This is a genomic window from Nonomuraea diastatica, from assembly GCF_004349015.1.
Classification (GTDB): domain Bacteria; phylum Actinomycetota; class Actinomycetes; order Streptosporangiales; family Streptosporangiaceae; genus Nonomuraea; species Nonomuraea diastatica.
The window spans coordinates 1-2952 of record NZ_SMKP01000363.1; the positions used below are offsets into that span (position 1 = coordinate 1).

The 2952-nt window shown below is 66.7% G+C and carries 1 protein-coding gene; it reads right to left on the bottom strand.

Translation table 11 applies throughout. From position 1 onward, the window contains the following. Positions 1-2940, bottom strand: a 2940-nt coding sequence (locus tag E1294_RS51515) for an AMP-binding protein (protein WP_165977980.1), incomplete at its 3' end; no start/stop codon positions are given. Positions 2941-2952 lie beyond the last annotated feature (12 nt).

Genomic DNA, 2952 nt, shown 5'->3' on the forward strand with positions numbered 1-2952 from the left:
GGGCGCGCCCGTCGAACCCGAGGTGTACATGACATAGGCCGCATCCGACACCGACACCCGCACCGGCATGCCGGAATCGGCGGCATCACCGCCACTGAGGACGCCACTGAGGACGCCACTGAGGACGTCGGTAAGGTCGTCGAGCACCACCACCGGGACGGCATCAGCAATGATCTGCGCCACCCGCGCCTCCGGATAGCCCATGTCCACCGGCACGTAGACACCGCCGGCCTTCAAAATGCCCAGGAAGACGGCCACCAGCTCGGCACTACGCGGAGCACGCACCACCACCCGCGCACCCCGGATCACCCCCAGCTCGCGCAGCCGGTTCGCCACCCGGTTCGCCATCACATCCAGCTCGGCGTAGGTGACGTGGCCGATCGCCCTCGCATGCGGTGTGCGCCGCACCTGCGCCGCGAACACCTCCGGCACACTCAACCCCACCGGCACCACCGGCGACGGATGCCCGTACGCCACCACCTCACACCGTTGAGCGTCCGACAGCACATCCAGCTCAGCCAGCACACGATCGCCCTCAACCAGCTCCCACAAGGCCTGGACAAGCAGCGCACACACCCGAGCCGGATCAATCGGCGATTGAGTCTGGGCGGTGACCGCGAACCCCGCGCCGGTGTCGTCGACGGATACCGTGACCGGGTAATTGGTGCGCTCCCGGCCGGACAACGCCTGGATGCCCTGCCAGGTGTCGAGGTCGTCGGCGGTTTCGGCGATGCTGTGCCGATAGTTGAGCAGGCTGGTGAACAACGGCGTCCCCGCCGGCACCCCACTGCACCGCTGCGCCAGACTCAACGGGGCGTGCTCATGCCGGATCAAACCGGTCAGCATCTCGTGAGCCGCCCGGACACCCTCAGTGACGGTCCGGCCAGTAGTGTCGATACGGACCGGCAGGGTGTTGATCGACGCGCCAACCCCACGGCGACTGCCCGCATCACCCTGCATACGACCGAACAACACCGTCCCGAACACCACATCATCACGACCGGTCAACCGAGCCAGCACCAGCGCCCACGCCAGATGGAAGACCGACGCCGGCGAGACGCCTGCCCGGCGCGCAAGTTCCCGGGCCTTCTCCACGGCCGCCTCGTCCAGGATCACGCCGGCCTCGGCGATGTCCGTGCCGTCGCCGTGCAAGTCCAGGATCCCGTAGGGCGCACATGACTCTTCGACCCCGGCCAGCATGCCGGTGAAGAACTCCTCATGCTCCGCCTCGGACACTCCGAGCACCGCCTGTGCGACCACGTTCCGGTACGGCACCGGCGTACGGAGGAGGTCGGTCCGGCCGGCCTGGACGGCGGCGATCTCCTTCTGGACGAGGTCCAGGGTGCTGTGGTCGCCGATGATGTGGTGCATGACCACCCGCAGCAGCCAGCGGTCCCGCTCTGGGTCGGGCATGATCCGAACGCGCAGCAGGGGCGCGGTGGTGAGGTCGACCCTCTCGATCGGGCCGTCGCTCTCCTCCACAACCAACTCGACCCGCCGCTGAACCACCTGGACCGGCTGCGGCAGTCCTTCCCAGTGAAACGAGGTACGCAGTACGTCGTGTCGGTCGATCACCGTCCGCAGCGCGTCGATAAAGCTGTCGAGACGTTCTCTGGTGTCCACGGCGAGCAGGTGCTCCAGGACGTATGCGTCGCGTTCCGGGGACATCAGGTGGTGGAAGAGCATCCCCTCCTGCAACGGCGCCAAAGGATAAATGTCCTGCACATTCCCCACCCCACCAGGAACAGCGGCGACAACCCGATCGATCTGCTCCTGAGACAGCTCGACCAGCGGCAGCATGCCGGGGGTGATAACGGTCGTGTCGTCCCTGATCAGATTGACCGGGACCTCGACGGCATCCGCCGAGGCGGTGACGGTGGCCCCTGCCAGCCCCGCCACGGTCGGATGAGCGAAGACCGCACGCACATCCGTCGTGATCCCGCGCTCACGCAGACGCTCCACCAGCGACACCGCCAGCAGCGAATGCCCACCCAACGCGAAGAAATCATCGAACCGGCCGATCTGTTCCTGACCGAGGAACTCCGCCCAGACCTCGGCAATGACCCGTTCCACAGGCCCGTCGGGCTCTTGATAACCGGCCCGGGCGAAGGCATCGCCACCCGGAGCGGGCAGCGCCTTGCGATCCAGCTTGCCACTCGGCGTCAACGGCATCGCCTCCAGCGCGACGAACGCGGCCGGAACCATATAACCCGGAAGTTCAGTGGCCAGATGCTGACGAAGGCTCGCCGCGTCCACACCCTCACCGACGTAATAGGCGACCAGCTCCTGGCTCACCACCGCCTGCGACACACCCGGCACCCGCAGCAAAGCCGCCTCGACCTCACCCAACTCCACCCGGAAACCCCGCACCTGCACCTGGAAGTCGTTACGGCCGGCGAACTCCAAATCCCCATCGGCGCTCCACCGCGCCAGATCACCACTGCGATACATCCGCCCACCATCACCAGCGAACGGATCAGCCACGAACCGCGACGCAGTCAGGCTGGGCTGGTCCAGATAGCCGCGGGTCACCCCCGCCCCACCGACGTAAATCTCCCCGACCACACCCACCGGCACCGGACGACCCGCCCCATCCAGCACATACAACCGCAGATCCGGCATCGGCACTCCGACCCGGCTCACCCCAGAGGTGACATCCGCCTGCCGCATCACCCGGAACGTCGAATGCACCGTCGTCTCGGTGATCCCATACATGTTGATCAGGCGTGGGGAGCTGTCCCCGTGCCGCGCGAACCAACCCTCCAAAGAGGCCGGCTGCAACACCTCACCCGCGAAGATCACCCACCGCAGCGCCGACGCACCAATCTCAAACCGCGCAAACGCACTCGGCGTCTGACACAACACCGTCACCTGCTCAGCCGCCACCACCCCGGCCAACTCCCGGGGAGAACGCACCACATCCTCATCCACCACAACCAAACGGCCACCATG